Annotated in this window: 15 protein-coding genes and 1 riboswitch; of the genes, 12 read left to right on the forward strand and 3 right to left on the reverse strand. The window is 40.5% G+C overall.

Going from position 1 to position 19,830, the window contains the following annotated elements; all coding sequences use genetic code 11:
• Positions 1 to 52: 52 nt before the first annotated feature.
• Positions 53 to 682: an rRNA large subunit pseudouridine synthase E gene (locus tag IQ244_RS16145; RefSeq protein WP_193895795.1), complete on the reverse strand. Its 630-nt coding sequence runs from the start codon at positions 680 to 682 to the stop codon at positions 53 to 55.
• Between the two features lie 169 nt (positions 683 to 851).
• Between IQ244_RS16145 and IQ244_RS16150 the strand changes: the two genes are divergently transcribed.
• From IQ244_RS16150 to IQ244_RS33390, 8 genes are all read left to right on the forward strand, one after another.
• Positions 852 to 1,016, forward strand: a complete 165-nt coding sequence (locus IQ244_RS16150) for a hypothetical protein (RefSeq protein WP_193895797.1) — start codon at positions 852 to 854, stop codon at positions 1,014 to 1,016.
• Positions 982 to 1,078: riboswitch (TPP riboswitch) on the forward strand. It overlaps the preceding gene by 35 nt.
• An 8-nt stretch (positions 1,079 to 1,086) precedes the next feature.
• The gene (gene thiC / locus IQ244_RS16155) at positions 1,087 to 2,460 is read left to right on the forward strand and encodes a phosphomethylpyrimidine synthase (protein WP_193895799.1); all 1,374 of its coding nucleotides are present in this window, start codon (positions 1,087 to 1,089) and stop codon (positions 2,458 to 2,460) included.
• An 81-nt stretch (positions 2,461 to 2,541) separates the two neighbouring features.
• Entirely contained in the window at positions 2,542 to 5,010 is a 2,469-nt protein-coding gene (locus tag IQ244_RS16160; protein WP_193895801.1) for a BsuBI/PstI family type II restriction endonuclease, read from the forward strand.
• Between the two features lie 278 nt (positions 5,011 to 5,288).
• Positions 5,289 to 5,663 (forward strand): NINE protein, encoded by a 375-nt coding sequence (locus IQ244_RS16165; protein WP_193895803.1) that lies wholly within the window; start codon positions 5,289 to 5,291, stop codon positions 5,661 to 5,663.
• A 14-nt stretch (positions 5,664 to 5,677) separates the two neighbouring features.
• Positions 5,678 to 6,211, forward strand: a complete 534-nt coding sequence (locus IQ244_RS16170) for a helix-hairpin-helix domain-containing protein (protein WP_193895884.1) — start codon at positions 5,678 to 5,680, stop codon at positions 6,209 to 6,211.
• A gap of 774 nt (positions 6,212 to 6,985) precedes the next feature.
• Positions 6,986 to 7,861 (forward strand): SDR family NAD(P)-dependent oxidoreductase, encoded by an 876-nt coding sequence (locus IQ244_RS16175; protein ID WP_193895805.1) that lies wholly within the window; start codon positions 6,986 to 6,988, stop codon positions 7,859 to 7,861.
• 78 nt (positions 7,862 to 7,939) lie between these two features.
• Positions 7,940 to 9,433, forward strand: coding sequence for a glycosyl hydrolase family 57 (locus IQ244_RS16180; protein ID WP_193895807.1), 1,494 nt, complete (start codon positions 7,940 to 7,942; stop codon positions 9,431 to 9,433).
• A gap of 297 nt (positions 9,434 to 9,730) precedes the next feature.
• Entirely contained in the window at positions 9,731 to 11,113 is a 1,383-nt protein-coding gene (locus IQ244_RS33390) for a DUF2808 domain-containing protein (protein WP_193895809.1), read from the forward strand.
• Positions 11,114 to 11,342: 229 nt separating this feature from the next.
• Here the strand turns inward: IQ244_RS33390 and IQ244_RS16190 are convergent, their stop codons facing one another.
• On the reverse strand, positions 11,343 to 12,701 hold the full coding sequence (locus IQ244_RS16190; protein WP_193895811.1) for a sensor histidine kinase: 1,359 nt from the start codon (positions 12,699 to 12,701) through the stop codon (positions 11,343 to 11,345).
• 830 nt (positions 12,702 to 13,531) lie between these two features.
• Here IQ244_RS16190 and IQ244_RS16195 point away from each other — a divergent pair.
• From IQ244_RS16195 to IQ244_RS16205, 3 genes are all read left to right on the forward strand, one after another.
• Positions 13,532 to 14,587 carry a permease gene (locus tag IQ244_RS16195; protein ID WP_193895813.1) on the forward strand — a complete coding sequence of 352 codons (1,056 nt, stop codon included), beginning with the start codon at positions 13,532 to 13,534 and terminating at the stop codon, positions 14,585 to 14,587.
• Positions 14,588 to 14,646: 59 nt separating this feature from the next.
• The gene (locus tag IQ244_RS16200; protein ID WP_193895815.1) at positions 14,647 to 15,408 is read left to right on the forward strand and encodes a TIGR03943 family putative permease subunit; all 762 of its coding nucleotides are present in this window, start codon (positions 14,647 to 14,649) and stop codon (positions 15,406 to 15,408) included.
• 86 nt (positions 15,409 to 15,494) lie between these two features.
• Positions 15,495 to 16,988, forward strand: a complete 1,494-nt coding sequence (locus IQ244_RS16205) for a hypothetical protein (protein ID WP_193895817.1) — start codon at positions 15,495 to 15,497, stop codon at positions 16,986 to 16,988.
• A gap of 255 nt (positions 16,989 to 17,243) precedes the next feature.
• On the opposite strand, the gene IQ244_RS16210 is transcribed toward IQ244_RS16205, so the two are convergent.
• A complete protein-coding gene (locus IQ244_RS16210; protein ID WP_193895818.1) occupies positions 17,244 to 17,477 on the reverse strand; it encodes a hypothetical protein in 234 nt (77 codons plus the stop codon).
• A 757-nt stretch (positions 17,478 to 18,234) separates the two neighbouring features.
• Between IQ244_RS16210 and IQ244_RS16215 the strand changes: the two genes are divergently transcribed.
• Positions 18,235 to 19,818, forward strand: coding sequence for a hypothetical protein (locus IQ244_RS16215; RefSeq protein ID WP_193895820.1), 1,584 nt, complete (start codon positions 18,235 to 18,237; stop codon positions 19,816 to 19,818).
• Positions 19,819 to 19,830 lie beyond the last annotated feature (12 nt).

Below are 19,830 nucleotides of genomic sequence, written 5' to 3' on the forward strand. Positions count from 1 at the left end.
AGATTATTCATCACGTTTATTTACATCTATTTAATTGACCCGAAAAATTTGTTCACTTAGAAAATTTAGGCTTCTTAGGTCTAGATGCTGAAGATTTGTTAGGTAAGTTATGCAGCAAGTTCAGTTCCGATGCACTTAAGTCGCGCCACTGACCTAGTTGTAGTCCATCCAAATTGAGATGGGCTATACTCACCCTGATAAGTCGTAAAGTGGGAAACCCTACAGCCGCAGTCATCCGCCGCACTTGACGATTTTTGCCTTCTGTCAAAGCTATTTCTAGCCAAGCTGTCGGCACATTTTTGCGAAATCTGACAGGGGGATGGCGATCGCACACTGGTGGATCTTCTGGTAACAGCCTCACTTTTGCAGGTCGAGTACGGTAATTTTGGATTTCTACACCCGTTTGCAATTTGGTTATAGCATCTACATCAGGAATCCGCTCTACTTGCACCCAGTAAATTCGCTGATGCCCAAAACGCGGATCAGACAGCCGATGTTGCAATTTTCCATCGTTAGTCAACAGTAATAACCCTTCACTGTCCCAGTCCAAGCGCCCCACAGGATAGACATCAGGTACATCTATATAATCTTTGAGAGTGCTTTGGTTCGGTGTTTCCTGCGTAAATTGACTGAGAACGCCGTAGGGTTTATGAAAAATCAGATACCGAAAGCCATTTATCATGAGATATGGTCTATTTTTTATACTCCTAGAATTCTCAATTTAGACTTAACAGGGTTGACTAAGTGACATTATGCAAAAATTTGGGAATTTTAATAAAAACCAGATCAAGATAAGTTGATGATGCTTAACTCTCAGATTTGCCGACGTTCTTTCTTGTTCCTGGGATTGGATGATATTTCAACAAGGCGATCGCCCGAAAATTTCTGGTGTTGAGAAAAGTGAAGTGCGATCGCTTTCACCCATACCTCATAAATTGTTAACCTCCTTGCTCTCCACCCTAAACAAAATGGTACAATCTACATCCATGCTAGGGGTGCCTGAGATTCCAGGCTGAGATCACACCCTTAACACCTGAGTCTGGGTAATACCAGCGGAGGGAAGCTGTTTATTGAGGAATTTCAATCATGCGGAAAGAATGGGTTGCCAAGCGGCGTGGGCAGAGCAATGTAACTCAAATGCACTACGCACGTCAGGGTGTTATCACCGAAGAAATGGCTTACGTTGCCCAGCGGGAAAATCTTCCTGCTGACTTGATTCGTGAGGAAGTAGCACGGGGACGAATGATTATCCCAGCTAACATTAATCACACCAACCTAGAGCCGATGGCTATTGGTATCGCCTCTAAGTGCAAAGTAAATGCCAATATTGGTGCTTCACCCAACTCTTCTAACCTTCAAGAAGAAGTAGACAAATTGAAGCTGGCGGTGAAATATGGTGCTGATACCGTGATGGACTTGTCCACAGGTGGCGGTAACTTAGATGAAATTCGCACAGCTATTATCAACGCCTCACCCGTTCCCATTGGAACAGTGCCAGTTTACCAAGCTTTAGAAAGCGTCCACGGCACAATTGAAAACCTCACCGCGGATGACTTTCTCCACGTCATCGAAAAACACGCCCAGCAAGGGGTAGACTATCAAACCATCCATGCTGGAATTTTGATAGAGCATTTGCCCCTAGTCAGAAACCGCATCACAGGTATTGTTTCTCGTGGTGGTGGTATTTTGGCACGGTGGATGCTGCATCACCACAAACAAAACCCGCTTTACACCCACTTCCAAGACATTATTGAAATTTTCAAGAAATATGATGTTTCCTTCAGCTTGGGTGATTCCCTACGTCCTGGCTGTACCCATGATGCCTCTGATGAAGCTCAGTTAGCAGAACTGAAAACCCTCGGACAACTGACACGTAAAGCTTGGGAACACAATGTACAGGTCATGGTTGAAGGGCCTGGACACGTTCCAATGGATCAAATTGAATTTAACGTCCGCAAGCAAATGGAAGAGTGTTCTGAAGCACCATTCTATGTGTTGGGGCCGTTGGTAACAGATATTGCCCCTGGCTATGACCATATTACTTCCGCTATTGGTGCAGCAATGGCTGGCTGGTATGGCACAGCTATGTTGTGCTACGTTACACCTAAAGAACACTTAGGACTACCCAACGCCGAAGATGTCAGAAATGGGTTGATTGCTTATAAAATAGCAGCCCACGCCGCTGATATTGCTAGACATCGCCCAGGTGCAAGAGATAGAGACGACGAATTATCTAAAGCTCGTTACAACTTCGACTGGAACCGTCAGTTTGAATTATCCCTCGATCCAGAAAGAGCGAAGGAATATCATGACGAAACTTTACCCGCAGACATCTATAAAACGGCTGAATTTTGCTCGATGTGCGGGCCTAAGTTCTGTCCGATGCAAACTAAAGTTGATGCTGATGCGTTGACTGAACTAGAGAAGTTCTTGGCTAAAGAAGCTGTAGTACAAGGTTAATGAGTTGCCAATAGCCTTCAGATCAAGAATCTGGGGCTATTAACCATAGCCTGCGATCGCAGGCTAATTTTTTACATCAAAATGACTACATTTCTCACAGACTCCACTGATATTAACCGGATTCATTTCTCCTCAAAACTGAATTTAAAGCAACGTAGTGAATTGGGACAGTTTTTTACTCCCGCCCCAGTTGCTAGGTTGATGGCGAGACAATTCAGCAATTTATCTGGTCATATTAATCTTTTAGATCCGGGGGCTGGAGTTGGTGCGTTAACTGCTGCATTTGTCGAACAACTATTAGCAAATCCTCATAATGTAGAAAGTTGTTTGCTCACAGCTTATGAAATTGAATCAGTTTTTATACCAGCTTTGAGACAATGCCTGACAGAGTGTTGTATCGCTTTAGAAAAAATCGGAATTACAGCAAATTATTGCTTATATCAAAAAAGTTTTATTCAGGATATTAGTGAAATAGATTTATCACTTTTTAATCAGTCATCTAATAGCTTTACCCATGCAATTCTTAACCCACCTTATAAAAAAATTAATAGCCAATCAATAGAAAGAAAAATCTTGTCACAATTAGGAATAGAAACTGTAAATTTATATAGTGCATTTGTTTGGCTAACTGTTTTAAATTTGTCTGACAACGGAGAAATAGTTGCTATTACGCCTAGAAGTTTTTGCAATGGCCTTTATTTTAGACCTTTTAGGCAAGCTTTTTTGCAAACTATGGCACTGGCTAAAATTCATCTTTTTGAAAGTCGTTCAGCCACTTTTACAGAAGATAAGGTATTACAAGAAAATATTATTGTTCACGCAATTAAAATACAAACCAGACATGATTGTGTAGAAATTACTAGAAATATCGATAGCAAGTTTGATGAATTTTTAGAATTAAGATATGTTCCTTATAGTCAAGTTGTTGATCCTCATGATTCTGAAAGTTTTATTCATATTGTGACCAACTCTCTTGAAGATTATTTGAGAGCGCAAATTAATAAATTCTCATTTACTTTAGATGACCTTGGTTTAGAAGTTTCAACGGGGCCAGTTGTGGATTTTCGGCTCAAATCAGCGTTGAGAACTTGCTGCGATGATAACAGTGTGCCATTGATTTATCCAGAAGCGCTCAAGGCCGGGAAAGTATATTTTCCCCCTAGAAATCCTCGTAAAGCGATCGCTATTACACAAAACTCAGAAACAGCAAAATGGTTAGTCCCTTCAGGTTGGTATGTTTTAACAAAGCGGTTTTCTGCTAAGGAAGAAAAACGTCGTGTTGTGGCTGCCGTGTGTCCTCATATTTATTCTCCTGTAATTGGTATAGAAAACCACTTAAATTACTACCATGCTCACGGTCAAGGAATAAACCCCGATTTAGCACGAGGTTTAACAGCATTTCTCAATTCAACTTTATTAGATAGTTACTTCCGCCAATTTAGTGGACATACACAAGTTAACGCCACAGATTTGCGTCAACTTAAATACCCCAGCAAAGATGATTTAATTCGATTAGGAAGCCAAATTGGTGATTCTCACTTAGATCAGGAGCAACTTGATCAAGTTGTACATCAAACTTTGTCGATTATGAGCGAAGCCATAAATGCAATTCAGGCGAGTAAACGAATTGAGGAGGCGTTAGCAATTCTCAAAGCTATTTCTGCTCCTAAAGCTCAACAGAACGAACGATCTGCATTGTGTTTACTGGCTTTAGCAGACATTCGCCCTAAAACACCTTGGGATCAAGCAACAGCACCAAGACGTAGAATTACAGAAATGATGGATTGGTTTCGTGATCACTACGGTAAACAATATGCACCGAATACACGCGAAACAGTGCGGCGACAGACAATGCACCAGTTTGTGCAGATGGGGATAGTTGTGGAGAATCCAGATCAACCGGAGCGACCGATTAACAGCCCAAAATGGTGTTATCAACTTCATCAACAAGCATTATCACTAATTAAATCCTACGGTTCTGCACAATGGGAAGAAGCTCGTCACAATTATGCTATTTCAGCGACAAATTTATTGCAGGACAGAAAGCGAAATAGACCAATAATTCCTGTAACACTACCTAATGGCCAAGCTATTCAGCTTTCATCAGGTGGACAAAACTTATTAATCAAGGACATTTTAGAAAGTTTCTGTCCCAAATTTACACCAGGAGGTTTTGTTATTTATGTAGGTGATGCTGGAGATAAGTTTATTATCAATGAAACTCAGAAACTCCGAGAACTGGGAATTGAGATAGACACTCACGGTAAAATGCCAGATGTTGTAGTTTACCATGAACAACAAGACTGGTTGATATTAATAGAGGCTGTGACAAGTCACGGCCCGGTAGACTTGAAACGTCGCAATGAATTAAAGCAACTGTTTCAGTCCACTCGTAAAGGATTAGTGTTTGTAACTGCCTTTCCCAGTCGCCAAGAAATGACTCGATATCTAGCTGAGATTTCTTGGGAAACAGAAGTGTGGGTAGCAGATCAACCTGATCACATGATTCATTTTAATGGGGAAAGATTTCTCGGCCCGTATGAAAGCTAAAATGTTTAACTAGCTATTTCCATATCACTACTGTTATCGTTTTCAGTATTTCCAGTCTTCTCACAATTCAGGCTGAAATACAGCTTCACGATCGCCTCTTACATCACCCTCAACAGCCATATAGCCTGACTTTGCTGGAAATATTTTAAGATAGCATCAGGATAAGGGTTAAATTTTGGTTATTCTCAGATATTATATGATGCTGAATTTAATTAGGTATTTTGCTACGATCGCTGTTTGATTGATCTAACTGTGATAGTGGTAAATTTATAGTAAGTATGTTAATAAAACGCAAAAGCCGAAGTATTGCTGCTATTCTCGCTTTTTCTGGTACACTCACCGTTTCAGGATTACACAAGTTTTATTTGGGACAGCCGGTGTGGGGTATTTTATATGTTCTACTTTCTTGGACACCAATCCCCAAGGTGGCTAGTGCTATTGAAGGTGTTTGGTATTTAGCTCAAGATGAAGAAGCTTTTGACCGAAATTTTAATCAAGGGAAGTCAGCTGTCAAGTTTTCTCAACAAACAAGTAATCAGGTGGAAAGCATCGCCAAAGCTTTGCGTGAGTTAGATACACTCCGTCAAGATGGTTTGATTTCTGAATATGAATTTGAGCAAAAGCGCCGCCAGCTGCTTGACCAAATTTCTTGATACAAGTAAATATGATGCAAAACTGGCTACCTTTAAACTTCAAGTTACAAAAACTCCGCGCCAAATTGCTGAATGATCCTTATTATCGGTTGCAATCTGGCGAGGAAATTCAAATAGCGGCACAATTGGGTATCCGTATTGATGTGAATCAAGCAACGGTGGATGATTGGTTGCGCTTACCGGGTTTGTCGATTCACCAGGCGCGATCGCTTGTCGAACTCTCCCGTTCTGGGGTTAAATTTTACTGTATCGAAGATATTGCCGCAGCTTTGAGTTTACCTGTGCAAAGACTCAAGCCATTAGAACCACTGCTGCATTTTGTTTACTATGACAATGAGTCTCTAGTTCATTCAACTCATTTAGTTAACCCAAATACCGCCACAGTCGAGATGTTGGCGCAAACACCATTTATTGATGTATCTCTGGCTCAAGCTGTGGTGGAAAATCGCCTAGCAGCTGGAGCATACCGTAATTTAGCTGATTTTCAGCAAAGATTACAATTGTCTGCCGAAGCGATCGCTCAATTAATGTATTTTCTGCGATTTTAATTCATCGTGGGTTGCTATTTATCATTTGCTATTTCTGGACTAAATTCAGTCAACATACACAGCTTTATCAAATTATTTATTAATTAAAAGATCCCTATTATGAACTCCTTGATCCCTGTCTTAGTTCATCAGGTGGGGAACTAATCTTTATCGCAATTGCCCGTTAGATTAGGATAAAAAATAATCATCAAATACTTACTATAAGGGACTTTCAGGGGAATTTTCTCTTTTTTGCTATATGGCTTTTTTGTGTATTTGTTATGTCTAACAATTAATATCAGCTTTCTTTATTTGGCTGATAATTATTTCTACATTGTCTTGTATATATAGACTTCACAAGTAATTATCAAGGAATGATGACATTTATCTAGCCGTATTCATAAAAACTTATTTCCCAAAATATTTTATATATATATTCCCTTGGTTAAAAAGTGTTAAGAAATTCTTATTAAAAAATATTGCTACTACTTGATTTTGTTGTTAACGTGTGGTTAGCAACGCTGCTGATCAATGCTCTAAATCTAAAAGAGGTAAAAATTATGAGCCATATCTATTCAGCCAATTGCGTGAAGTATTAATTTGCTATCTGGAAAGCAGAGGATTTCTGCAATGCAGATTGACACAAAAATATCTCATTGCTAAAAGCTGAGTTCTCCTCTGCAATTCAACAATAATCGATGATTTATCTTACCCGCGGGAAACGAGTAGCTGTAATTGCATCTATCTGCAAGCCGAAAACGCGGACTAAGACTTAAATTCTGGAGATGAAAACTGATGAAGATTCAAGGTAATGTTGCTCTAATAACAGGGGCTTCTCGTGGTATTGGCAGAGCGATCGCCCTAGCACTCGCGCAACAAGGAATGAAACGCCTAATTTTAGTAGCACGCGATCGCCGAAAGTTAACTGAAGTCGCCCAAGAAATTGAAGCGATGGGAACAGAAGCCGTAATTATGACACTAGATTTAACCCGCGCCACTGAAGTAAATATTGCTGTCGCGCAACTATGGCGCAATCATGGCCCAATTAATCTACTAGTGAACTGTGCGGGAGTTGCATATCAAACCTCGTTCTTGCGTTCTAAACTCTTTCAAGTGCAAGAAGAACTCTCGGTGAACTTATTGGGAATGTACACCCTCACCAGTCTTATAGCCCGACGGATGGCCAGCCAACGACAAGGGACAATTGTCAATGTCTCTAGTTTAATGGGGAAAGTCGCTGCACCGACAATGGCAACATATTCAGCTACAAAGTTTGCCATCTTAGGATTTACCCAAGCCTTGCGTCAAGAACTAGCCGAGTACAATATTCAAGTCAAAGCCTTATTACCTTCTCTCACCGACACAGATATGGTGCGCGACTTGCAACTATTCCGTTGGGTGATCCCGATGACACCGCAACAAGTAGCGCAAGCATTAATTGTTGGATTGCAGAATGATGCACCAGAAATTTTAGTCGGATGGCAAAGTCATCTAGCTGTGTGGTGTCAACGCCTCGCCCCTTGGTTGTTAGAGTTGATTTTAAAAATTGCCACACCGCCAAAACAGCAGCAGCTTGCAGAGAAACCCAGCTTATTAAGCAGACTTAATCGTTTCTGTGATGTTTTGCTATCTAGAAACGTGGCTCCCTTAGCCTCTGCACGTAAGTCTTAAGAGATTGTAGGACGCGATCGCCTGTCGCAACAATAAAGATACAGTATGAGGGATGAAAAGTTTTATTCCTCATACTTTATGCTTTCCTTAACTACAACTGTTCCCCCAGAAATCATTGATGGCTTACCAAGTATTTCTGGTTGGGAAAAAGAGGTGCTTGCTGTAGTCAATCACAGTGAACCTGTTTTTTTACCCTCAACTAACATCAAGTTAGAGGATGTCAATGCAGTATTTGCGATCGCTTTGCATATGCACCAGCCAACCATCCCTGCGGGACATAATGGCGAACTGATCAGCAATCTGCAATATATGTTTGAACATCCCAACGAAGGGGATAACCACAACGCTGCGCCTTTTGCTTATTGCTACAGCCGGATGGGAGACTTTATTCCCGAACTCGTCAGCCAAGGTTGCAATCCCCGCATCATGTTAGATTACTCTGGCAATTTGTTGTGGGGATTGCGTCAGATGGGACGCAACGATATCCTTGACAACCTCAAACGGATTACTTGCGATCGCGCTTATCAACCTTACGTTGAATGGTTGGGAACAATGTGGAGTCATGCGGTTGTTCCTTCCACACCCATACCCGATATTAAATTACATATTATTGCTTGGCAACAACATTTTGCAGCTATTTTTGGCTGGGAAGCATTGTCGCGAGTCAAAGGTTTTTCACCGCCAGAAATGCACCTACCAAATCACCCCGACACTCTATTTGAATTTATTAAATCTCTGAAAGAATGTGGCTATCGTTGGTTACTTGTCCAAGAACATTCTGTAGAAACAATCAATGGTGAACCCCTAAGATATAAACATTTGCCACACCGCTTAATCGCTCGCAATTCCCAAGGCGAAACAATTAGCATTACCGCCTTAATTAAAACTCAAGGTTCTGATACAAAATTAGTTGCTCAAATGCAACCATATTACGAAGCGAAAACACTCTCCAAACAAAAAGTAGGAAATTTATTAATCCCACCAATAGTTAGTCAAATTGGTGATGGGGAAAATGGCGGCGTGATGATGAATGAGTTTCCCAGCGCTTTCAAACAAGCTTGGTGGGATATTGTCAATCATGGCGGTGGTAAATCCGGCGTTGTCGGTGTGTGCGGCACAGAATATTTAGAGTTAATCGCAGCCGCAGGTTGTAAAACTGAAGATTATCCTGCTTGCCAACCAGTAGGACAACATCAAATTTGGCAACGAGTTTCCCTAGATAATTGTCAACCTGAAGCTGTAGAAAATGCCATTCAAGAGTTAAAGCAAATCAATCCTAATTTTCACATGGATGGTGCTTCCTGGACAAATCATATTAGTTGGGTAAAAGGATATGAAAATGTGTTGTCTCCAATGAATCAACTCAGCAGCTTATTTCATGAAAAAATAGATAAATTACTGCTAAATGATGGATCTGAAGCCATTACAAAAAAATCTCAATATCGCCAGACATTACTATATAATTTCTTGCTACAAACAAGCTGTTTTCGATATTGGGGACAAGGTACTTGGACAGATTATGCCAAAGAAATTTATCAACGTGGGGAGACTTTGCTGCAAGCAAATTTATAAACTTACAGCGGATTTTATATGAATAAACCACAGTAGGGTGGGCATGATCATGCCCACCCTACAAGCTTTCTTGGACAGACTATGCCAGAGAAATTTATCAACGAGGTGAAACTTTATTACAAGGATACTGATCAATTAACAATATATTAGTAAGAAGGGCATGATCATGCCCTTGCTAGGAGCTTGCTTGTAAACTTAATTAAATGTTATTCAAATTATGATTTAATGTGAATTAAACTTGAGTGTTAGATAATCAAATTTTAATTTTTATCTAAATATTGAGTGAGAAGTAACAAAATGTTGTGCCAAAAATGGCAACTATTGTTAGGAACTATGGCACTAGTGTTGCCATTAACGTTTAGTTTAGCTCATCCAAAAATAGGGATAAATCAGGCGATCGCCCAAAATCCCATTCCCGTACAACGCCAACATCGTACAGCCCTAATTATTGGCAATTCCAATTACAAATTAGCCGATACATTAGTTAATCCCGTCAATGATGCCACAGATATTGCTAACTCATTACGGCAATTGGGATTTGATGTCACACTCCTCAAAGATGCAGATTTGCGCCAGATGGAAGAAGCAATTGAAAATTTTAATCGCCACTTGCGTCAAGGTGGAGTAGGATTATTTTACTTTGCTGGCCACGGAGTGCAAGTAGACGGAGAAAATTATTTAATACCTGTTAGTGCGCGACTAGAACGAGAACAAGATGTCCGTTATGAAGCGATGGCGATGGGTAAAGTTCTCAACGTTATGGAAGATGCAAATAACGATGTCAACGTTATTATTTTAGATGCTTGCCGAAATAATCCCTTTGCGCGTCAATGGCGTTCTCTACAACGCGGGTTAGCTGCACCAACCCAAGCAGTTAAAGGTACACTCATTGCTTATTCTACCGCACCGGGAAAAGTTGCTTTTGATGGAGACGGGCGCAATAGCCCTTATACTACAGCTTTATTACAGAATATGAAAGCTCCTAACTTAGATGTGGAGCAAATGTTTAAGCAAGTGCGGGCTGATGTTCTCAAAACAACTAGTGGTAAACAAACACCTTGGGAATCGTCCTCTTTAGTTGGTTCCTTTGCTTTTAATTCCACAAATGAGAGTAACAGAAATAATATGACATCTTCTGTCACAACACCCCAATCATCCCGCACTCAAGAAATAATTAATACTCCACCAACTCCGATTACATCGCCTACGCCGCCGTTAGCTTCACCAAGAACAAATTATTTTGCTCAACAGCCGAGTTTAGTTGAGGTAAAAACAGATGACAATCAAGCCAAAGCTTTAGGTACAACTTATTCCTTTACAATTAATTTACCAGAGGATGCTGGTACTGCACTGCAAAAAATTACAATTAACCAACGCGAAGGTGCAGAATACATTCGCTTTCATCTCAAAGAAAGTGTCGCCTTTAAAGGAGGGCGTTCTCAAAAAAGAGAAAAACTCCAATTAAAAGATATCAGCAGCGATCGCCAAACCCAAACAATATCATTCACTTTTGATCCTCCAGTATCCCCTGGGGCAAAAATTACCATTGCTTTAAAAGCCCAACAAAATCCCCAACGCGGTGGTGTTTATCTCTTTGGCGTGACAGCATTCCCAACAGGAGAAAAACCGCACAGTCAATTTTTAGGTTTTGGCAGATTACAGTTTTATCAGCATATTTAAGATATTTTATACTGACTACTTTATAACTATAGGAATCATATTTGATATTTAAAAAAACTCAGTACAGTTTCTATTCCCTGTTCCCTACCTTCACGAGTAAGTTCAGAAATCAAATCAGATTGCTATATTAAGGTTAAATGGGCAATGTCGAAATTTTGGTCAAAATCAGATTTTTATATGATCGATATTACCCACCACTCTCAGCCACTAATTTTTTTTCCTTACACCCCTAAACCAAAGGTAATAGGATTTTAAATTCCGACCCTACTCCTATCTGAGAACGGAAATCTAATTTACCACCATGTCTAGCTGTAATAATCCGATAACTAACGCCTAAACTAGTTTCTACATCAGCCCGTTTCTCAGTTGAAAAAGAATCCAGAATTTGTTTTTGAGCTTCTTCCGACATTCCAGAACTATTGTCAACAATACTAATACAAACCCAACGAGAATCTGGGGCATTTGGTTGGTTTGCTACTTGGGAAATAACTGCTGTAGTAATGACAATTTGAGGCTGATTGCTGTTATTATGACTCTCTTGTTGAAATTTCTGTCGCACTGCTTCATCTAATAAACCATCCACAGTTTGACTAAAAATATTCATTAATACTTGGTGCAATTGCCCCATAAAGCAAGACACTGGGGGAATTTTACCATATTTTTTCACAATCCCAATCTCTCCTTTTAAACGACTTTTCAGCAGGAGAATAATGCCATCTATACAAGCATTAATATCAACTGGTTTGGGATAAATTTCATCAATATGACAGAAATTTTGTAAACTGGTGACGAGTTTTTTTAATCTTTCTGCGCCAGTATGGGCGCTGGTCAAAGCTTTGGCTAAATCTTCTTCTAAAAAATCAAATTCAATTTCTTCTTTAAGATAGTTAATTGTAGCTGAACTTTGAGGTAAATCTTCAGCGTAAGCGGCGATTAGCTTAAGTAAATCTTGACTATATTTCGAGATGTAAGTTAAATTGCCCCAAATAAAACCTACGGGGTCTAAAATTTCATGGGCTACGCCATCAACTAACCGTCCTAAACGTGCCATTTTATCATTTTGAATCATTTGTGCTTGACTACGTTCGTAGCGTACCTGAGTTTCAATTCCCCGAATTTGCCAAGCGGCTAGATTTAAATCATGAATATCTAATAATTTGTATGTATTGCTATCTGTTTGGACAACAAGAGGTTCAGCAAAAAGTTCTGGCGATCGCTTGAGTGTATGCTGCATTGCTGTTAAAATCGTCGTCGTCTCTGGTAGCAGCAACATTTCTGTACGTGCATAGCTATAAAGCTCATATAAATTAGCTTTAGAAAATAGCTCTTGTCCAAAGGGACGAATGAAGAATTCTAGTATTCTTCGTCGAGAAATCATACCCAAGAATTTTCCTCGTTCCAGTAAAACTACACCTGGTAATCGCGGGTATTTTTCCAAATAATTGGCGACTTCAGTAGCTGTACAACTAATCTCTACACCAAAGTCGTACATTGGCAGTTGTTGGAGATTTGACTCTAAACTGAGGTAATTATCGCTGGTAATAGATAGAACTGGTGGTGATATTAAAGAGGTGAATTCTAGTGACACTGGCAACCCTGATATATATAAATTTTAAGGGGTAATTAATAACTAAAAAGTTGAGATTTTAAAGTCTATGGAGTAAGTCTTTGGCTATCAAAATCATTATGTGAGGCAAGTTAGACAGATATAAAAGCTTGATAAATAACAAATTGACGACCTCACTCATTAGTTTTATTTGTACTGACAGACTTGAACCTTTATTTTATTAAAAGATGTATATTTTATACAACTTAATTCATCAAAATATTAACTAATAATAATAAAATTGAGAATTTGCCAGATTTGAGCCAAGAGTAGCAGTGAAAATACTTGGAGTCGTTGGAGAATTTATCTCCATAATGGTTACTGAAAATTATTCCAATTTGGTATTGCTGTTTGCGAGTTTTTGTAGTAAAAATCAACCACAGCTTAATCTCTTGTTTAGAAAAAGTAAGTTAAAACACCGATATCAGGAACTCAGGTGATCCCCAAATGTTTAAAGTCTGTAAATCCTTTATGAAAAAGCGTGAAAGATAACACACAAATTAGATAATTTACAGTAAGTATAAACATTAGGTAATTAAACGTCACCTAGTTTTCTGCTCATCAACCGACAGTTCGGAACTATTGCGGAAATTAGACAATCTCAAAAATCCCCATCATCAGTAAATGCACTCATGTAAAATGACTATACTAAAACTCACAGCTGCTAGTTAGCGCTTAAGCAAGACTAGGAATTAAACATGATCTAATTGTGTCAATGATGTTTAATTATCCGTACATGACTTTGATCCCCAGTTCGATAGAATGACTAGACATAACCTCAAAACCTTAAACCGCTTTTGACTGCGACACCCATGAATCAATTGAGCAATGGTTTCACTATATTTCTGAGTCTGCTAGTCGAAGCGATGCCGTTTTTGCTCCTAGGGGTTTTATTCTCTAGTTTGCTGCTATTTTTTGTTGATGAGCGCAAATTAGTCGAAAAAATGCCCAAAAATCCGCTGTTGGGCGCTTTAGTTGGCAGTATGGTTGGTTTTTTATTTCCGGTGTGTGAGTGTGGCAATGTGCCAGTAGCGCGGCGCTTGCTGATTCAGGGCGTACCCACACCTGTAGCAATTGGTTTTTTATTAGCAGCGCCCACAATTAATCCGATTGTGATTTGGGCAACTTGGACAGCGTTTCGCGATCAGCCAGAAATAGTAGTTTTACGAGTAGTATTTTCTCTATTAATTGCCACAATTGTTGGCTTTGTCTTCAGTTTTCAAAAGGACTTGAATCCCATAGTCCAGCCAGCAATTGCCCGTTACATGAAATTTAATCCCCCAGTCAAAGTAGAAACTCAACGGCAGGGAAAACGTTACCAACTTCCCCAGGAACCAACAACACCAAATTTGTTGCAATCTGGGACATATATTTTGGGTGGGAAAGCAGGTATACCCACCCGTATAGATGGGAGTTTATCTCCAGCAGATGACCCACTTGCCAGCCCAAATAAACCACTGGCCGCTAAACTGCGGTTGTTGATGGATAACAGCATTCAAGAATTGCGGGAACTGGGAGGAGTAATGGTGATCGGCAGTGCGATCGCAGCTGCTATTCAAGTTTTAGCACCCCGTGATTTAATCCTTAGCCTCGGCGCTGGCCCGGTTAGTTCCATCATCGTGATGTTGATTCTGGCAGCGGTTGTCTCAATTTGTTCGACAGTCGATTCCTTTTTTGCCCTATCTTTTGCCTCAGCATTTAGTAGCGGTTCCTTGCTGGCATTTCTTGTATTTGGGCCAATGATCGACATTAAAAGCATTGGGTTAATGTTATCGATTTTCAAGCCTAGAGCAATTTTTTACCTCTTCGCCTTAGCGGGGCAATTGACATTCTTGTTCACCATTTTTCTTAACTTGCATGTTCTTTAAAAAGTGCTGAGTTAAAAGACGGATATGTCTAATAACCAATGACAGAGGGTAAAGGACAAATGACATCCAAATCTCAACGTTTTAATCTATTACTACCTTGGCTGGATGTTTTAGCCGTCACAGCTTGGGGAATTTTGATGTTGAAATACTGGCTGACTGGCAAACTGAACTTGTTGATTCACCCGAATTACTTCGGTTTGGTGGTAGTAGCTGGTATTGGCTTGATTATTGTCGGTTTATTCAAAATGCAAGAACTTTGGCAACGTCGTCGCCGCGATATTGTGTCAAACGTCCAGCACATGACTTTGTTTCCTCCCGGTTGGGGTGGTGCTTTGCTATTAACTGCGGCAATTTTAGGGTTCATTTTTACACCGCAGGTTTTTGCCAGTGACAAAGCACTTAATCGCGGTGTCACTGATTTACTGGGAACCTCACGCATCAAGCCCCAATCCTTTAGAGCTTCGATTCGTCCTGAAGAGCGATCGCTAGTAGACTGGGTACGGACACTCAACGTTTATCCTGAACCAGACGCATATACAGGACAAAAAGCCAAAGTCCAAGGATTTGTCATTCATCCACCAGATTTAAGCAAAGAATATGTATTTTTAGCCAAATTCGTTCTCTCATGCTGTGCTGCGGATGCTTACCCCGTAGGTTTACCCGTGAAATTGCCAGCCAATCAAGAACAGTACGCCCCTGACATCTGGTTAGAAGTCGAAGGACAAATGGCTACAGACAATCTCAACGGAAAACGCCAACTCACTATTGTGGCTAACGCCGTCAAAAAAATTCCCCAACCCCAAAATCCATATAGTTACTAGTCAAGAGTTCATAGTCAATAGTCAATAGTTTATTTTTATTGACATTGACCCTTGACCCTTGATCCTTGACCATTGACCCTTAACCAATGACTAGTAAAAACCTGATCCAACCACTAGACCGAGTAGCGATCGCCTTGATGCTGCTGCTGAGTTTATTGATTGGCTTTATCATCTTACAAGGTGATGTTGTTTCTCCCCGCGTCCGCAATTTTACTTGGCAAAATCAGCAAATTGGCTCAGAAGATATTGCTTTTAGCCTCACCTTTAGTCGGCCAATGGACACTAAAAGTGTTGAGGATAACTTAAAAATTGAGCCGCCGCTGGCAGGAAAATTTAGTTGGGCAGGTAGGCGGATGGTTTATACACTGTTGACACCTGCTCCCTACGGTACAAACTATAAAGTCCAGCTACAACAAGCACAAGATAAATTTGCCGAGAAAGACAGTAAAACTAAAGTTATACAGCCCTTTGTTGGCAGTTTTCGCACCCGCGATCGCGTCATTATTTATATAGGTGCTAACCCAGAAGAACAAGGGCAGTTAATTCTTTACAACTTAACCCAAGAGCAAAAAAAGGTACTTACCCCCAAAGACATCACAGTGATGGACTTTAAAGCATTTCCAGAGGGGGAAAAAATCTTATTTTCGGCTCGGACAGCGAACAACGAAGATTTACTTTCTGCTCAGTTGTATACAGTCACAACAGGAATTACCGGAGAATCAGATACTAAACCAGAAGCAGCGGGTAAAGTTGACTTAATTTTAGATAATAAAGATTATCAAAATCTGAAATTTGACTTATCACCAGACGGACAAACTATCGTCGTCCAACGTGGGAATAAAAATAATCCCGGTGACTTTGGGCTGTGGTATATGCCCACCACCTGGGACAAATCAAAAGCCAAACCCACCCCCCAACGTCTGCAAAGCCAACCTGGGGGAGACTTTATGATTACTCCCGATAGTAAAGCCGTCGCCGTTGCTCAAGGTCAAGGGGCGGCAATCTTACCACTACAAAACGATGCGACTAAACCCTTAGACTTTTTGCCGCAATTTGGTTTAGTGCAAGCTTTCTCTAAAGATGGCTCTCAAGCGGCGATGGTCAAATTCAATACCGATTACACACGAGATTTATTTTTAGTCACCAACCAAGGTATTCAAAAACCTCTGGTAAAAACTACAGGCTCGATTATCAATTGCCAATTCGACCCCGCCTCACCCACTCTCTATTGCTTGTTAACCCAGTTAATCACCCAAGCAGAATATGTAGAGCAGCCTTATTTAGTCGCCATCAACCTGAACAATGGACAACAAAAACCGTTACTAGTTTTACCAGTTGATCAGCGGAATGTGGAAATGAGCTTATCACCTGATGGTCTAGGTTTGTTGTTTGACCAAGTAGTTCCTCAATCCACGAACGTGCCAGCACCTGCAAGTAGTTTAAAGACAGATGACGGCGAAGCGATCGCTACTAGCAGTTTGTGGTTAATGCCATTGTTACCTATTGCTGATGCGGCTGTCACCACAATTAAACCAGAAAAGCTACCTTTAATTGGCTTCCATCCCCGTTGGTTGCCTTAAAGATGAGTGCTGAGTGCTGAGTTAAAAAGACGTTGCAATGCAACGTCTTTAAATTTGAATTAACGTGAGTTCGATGACCTCTCCCCAACCCCTCTCCGCGTCGGAGAGGGGCTTAAATATCTTGAAATATCGACGAAAAATTAAGGTTTAGAAGCCTCTCTCCTTGCAGGGGAGAGGTTTGGAGAGGGGTTTTTTAAATTCGTCGAACTCACGTTGAATTACTGTATCGCAATTTGACGGCTTAAAATGATAACGTTAGTTTTGTAGATTAATTTGAGGTTGAAGTTCTTGAACTTCCTCAATTGATAAATCTGTTATACGCACAATAATTTCCACTGGTAAGCTTTCTCTTAACAAATTAGTGGCGGTTTCTCTTTGTTTTCTCGCCTCTGCTTTCGCTTCTACGTCTCTTTGAAGAGACTGATAAATTACCGCTTCCTCTATAAACTCCCTCCGCCTGTCATTGTTATCGATTCTCCCATCAGCCAACTAGCAAAGTCCGATGAGAAGTGTTCAGCTAAAAATCGGCAGGTATCGTCATATATGTAAAATCACAAGGCTTTGATTCACGCGATCACTCAAATTATATAAATTCCTGTTCATGTAGTGTCTACATTTTTGATAGGTCAAAAATATCAGATGCGATCGCATTCAAAGCACAAGCAGATATTTTACTGACATTACATCTAAATCATTTTACTGTTTTGGGAAGTGCGATCGCTTCAATTGTGCAAGCCCCAGCATAAACGCGGCAAGTTTAAAGGAAAATGTAGAGTTCTATATTTTCTAAATCCTTAAACCCTACACCCTCAACCCTCACATCTCTAGTTCCCCTGTAGTCTCACACCCCTGTTCCCTTAAAAGCAAGGTGTTTGCTAAATTATATACAGCGCCGATGTTTGTCTGCGCCTGAATTTTTGCCAGGCAGCTGTTACTACCAAATCAAAATAATTGTTTACCGAAGCCAACCTAGATACAACCTTTGTGAGACATCTATGCTGAAGTCCGTACATAGTAACATTTGAACCACAAACCCTCATCCCGTCTAAGGTTGACGGTTTGTCAGGTCATAATGTTATAACGTCATCAGTTCTAGATGCAAAATGGGAACACTAGCTCATGACTAGTGACTCATGCTTGGGAAAAATTCAACTTGGTTTCTAAATTAAACGCCGAGCGAACAAAGTTGATAAGCAATGCTGAAATGAGCATCGCTGAGTATCTTTAGGTGGGTGGGTCAAGAGTGATGAATGAAGCTGACACCTCAAACAACAGGGCTGTGATGGAATCTCTCAATTCTGCTAATTCGCTACAACCAGAGCCGGCGAGCTGTCCTTTTTATGCGGTTGTGCCTTCTGAAAATCTGGCTATTAGGCAATTGCCACTCCTCAAACCAGCAGAAGAAACACAACAAGAGCCGCCAAATTCTCAATCTGCTGAAAATGTTACCCAAGAAGAATGGGTGGCAGAACCAGATAGTGGACAACAAGCAGTAATTGATGATGAATTTCAGAAACTGCTGGTATTAAATGAAGAACTGCGTGCAGCTAACAATGAATTGTACGGACAAGTAGAACATCTCAAAGATGACCTAGCTGAGTCGGAAAAGGCTTTACAGTGGCAGAAAAGGCGCTCCAGTGTCACTGAGTCAATGCTGAACCAACAAGCGCAAGAACTAATTGCAGCCCAGGAACAAATTCAGTCTTTATTTCAACAGTTAGACACCACTACACAAACTGTTCAACGTCAAGAAACTCTCATAGAAACTTATAAAGCACAGCTACAAATTAGTCAGCAACGTCTCGCCCAATTAGAACGGGAATGTGCGTTATTGCAAACGAATTATAATGAACAGTCTCAACAAGTTTTGCAGTCAGAAACGACTTGTCGAGAGCTACGTACTCGGCTAATGCGTCAACAGCGCCAAACACTGCAATTTAAGGCAGCTTTAGAAAAATGTCTAGAACCACCTGTTGTCAACGACGACTCTCCAGCGGAAACAGGGAATAATACTCCGAACAGCACGACTAAGCAAAGTAGATTTTCTAGAAAAGCGCGATCGCTATTTCCTAACGTACAACCAATTAGACCTTGGTCAGCAGAATCAGAATCTTCTTCCGAAGATGCGGCTCATCCTTGGGGTGAATCTTCAGTACCACCCGCATCCAGTCATAGTAACCCTGTTCCGCAACCTTCATCTCCGTGGAACTGGCCAATTAAGGAAGAAACACCAGAACCGACTGAACCAGATACTTCCGCAGAAACAGAAGATGAGCCAATAACATTAGAAACTGTTTCATCAGGAGATTCTTCAGCCAAACTCGATGAACAAATAGATAGTCTCATCCAAATGTTTTTTGCTTCTCAGCCGGGATCTACACCATCTACTACCAGTGAAACTAATGTCACCAGTGATCAAGCTGAAAAACCTATATGGGAGACTTGGGTGACAAATGAGGAACAATCAGAAACTACGCTTGAACAGCAATTGGAAGCCTTAACAACAGAAAATCATGCACCAATTACTGTTTCTAGTTCAGTAATTGAAGAGTCAACAATTTTACCGGAAAATAATTCACCAATTTCTTTTACTGTGCCGTTGACCAAGAAGACAACGGAAGAACCAGAAAATTTCTGGTTAGAAACTACACCAGAAAATACTGAGGAATTGCCAGAAACAGAGTTATCTGAAGAAACATCTGGTGACTATAGCAATGATCCTCAATCACCGTCACCAGTTGTTTATCCCCAGCGTCCACCCAAGGGACGTAAATCGTTGGCATCAGTCGAATTACCAAATTTTCGCTCAAATAGCCAAAATAATGCGTAATTCATTAGTTGA

Origin of the sequence: Nostoc sp. LEGE 06077 (assembly GCF_015207705.1) — a bacterium.
In the GTDB taxonomy this organism is placed as follows: Bacteria; Cyanobacteriota; Cyanobacteriia; order Cyanobacteriales; family Nostocaceae; genus Nostoc_B.

Bases quoted from the DNA above. Each gene is read 5' to 3' on its own strand.
- IQ244_RS16145 (WP_193895795.1), bottom strand. From the start codon at position 682: ATGATAAATGGCTTTCGGTATCTGATTTTTCATAAACCCTACGGCGTT.
- IQ244_RS16150 (WP_193895797.1), top strand. From the start codon at position 852: ATGATATTTCAACAAGGCGATCGCCCGAAAATTTCTGGTGTTGAGAAA.
- thiC (WP_193895799.1), top strand. From the start codon at position 1,087: ATGCGGAAAGAATGGGTTGCCAAGCGGCGTGGGCAGAGCAATGTAACT.
- IQ244_RS16160 (WP_193895801.1), top strand. From the start codon at position 2,542: ATGACTACATTTCTCACAGACTCCACTGATATTAACCGGATTCATTTC.
- IQ244_RS16165 (WP_193895803.1), top strand. From the start codon at position 5,289: ATGTTAATAAAACGCAAAAGCCGAAGTATTGCTGCTATTCTCGCTTTT.
- IQ244_RS16170 (WP_193895884.1), top strand. From the start codon at position 5,678: ATGCAAAACTGGCTACCTTTAAACTTCAAGTTACAAAAACTCCGCGCC.
- IQ244_RS16175 (WP_193895805.1), top strand. From the start codon at position 6,986: ATGAAGATTCAAGGTAATGTTGCTCTAATAACAGGGGCTTCTCGTGGT.
- IQ244_RS16180 (WP_193895807.1), top strand. From the start codon at position 7,940: ATGCTTTCCTTAACTACAACTGTTCCCCCAGAAATCATTGATGGCTTA.
- IQ244_RS33390 (WP_193895809.1), top strand. From the start codon at position 9,731: ATGTTGTGCCAAAAATGGCAACTATTGTTAGGAACTATGGCACTAGTG.
- IQ244_RS16195 (WP_193895813.1), top strand. From the start codon at position 13,532: ATGAATCAATTGAGCAATGGTTTCACTATATTTCTGAGTCTGCTAGTC.
- IQ244_RS16200 (WP_193895815.1), top strand. From the start codon at position 14,647: ATGACATCCAAATCTCAACGTTTTAATCTATTACTACCTTGGCTGGAT.
- IQ244_RS16205 (WP_193895817.1), top strand. From the start codon at position 15,495: ATGACTAGTAAAAACCTGATCCAACCACTAGACCGAGTAGCGATCGCC.
- IQ244_RS16215 (WP_193895820.1), top strand. From the start codon at position 18,235: ATGAATGAAGCTGACACCTCAAACAACAGGGCTGTGATGGAATCTCTC.